Raw genomic sequence first — 731 nt, forward strand, 5'->3', positions numbered from 1 at the left:
AACACCTGATTGAGAGAAACTGTGTAAATTGGTTAACGTTGTGTTATCTTCAATTTTTAAAGAAGAAATGCCTTTCAAGTCGTGTGTAATAAATAATGTATCATCAGCAATGAGCATATCACGGTTGGATCTATAATCTGATGGTGTTGATGTGAACCTATGCGAAATCGTTTTGTCATGACCTATTTGAAAAATATCCACATTTCTGAAAGTGTCTAAACCAAAAATTAAGTTACCTTTTACTTCAAGGGCGCTATAATAAGAGCTACTTTCATGTTCAAAGATAACTTGTAACGCATTGCCTTTCAGTTGTGCTACCTGAAACCCCCTATAATCATCTGATAATAACCACAAATCTCCAGACATTTTAGAAAGGCGATACCTCGACTTTGCATTTTTAAGTGTCAGCTCGACGGCCGCTTGCGGTGAGCCATCATCTGCCAACGGCAGCTTATATAGCCCTGCTGGGGTGTCATCTTGATTACTTGTAAGGTATAAGGCGTGATTGTCGTAAGAGACACTGAAGCTATCAGAGTAATATGGTTCATTGGTTCTAATACCAAAATTGACTGCGCTGTTGTGTTTTATTACGCCATTATCATCAATGTTAAAGTGGATTACTGACAATTCATCTATCGGATCCACTGGCTCCACTGGCTCTACTGGACTCCAGTCATCAGTCACAACATACAAATTACCGCGGTTACCGGAAACAAGCTGAGCCTGACTAT

The 731-nt window shown here is 39.4% G+C and carries 1 protein-coding gene; it reads right to left on the reverse strand.

What is annotated here, in order from left to right:
- The coding region (locus tag J8L97_RS23090; RefSeq protein ID WP_211053065.1) for a hypothetical protein at window positions 1-731 on the reverse strand (731 nt) is incomplete at both ends.

It is taken from the genome of Pseudoalteromonas sp. MMG012 (assembly GCF_018100875.1).
GTDB classification, from domain to species: domain Bacteria; phylum Pseudomonadota; class Gammaproteobacteria; order Enterobacterales; family Alteromonadaceae; genus Pseudoalteromonas; species Pseudoalteromonas aurantia.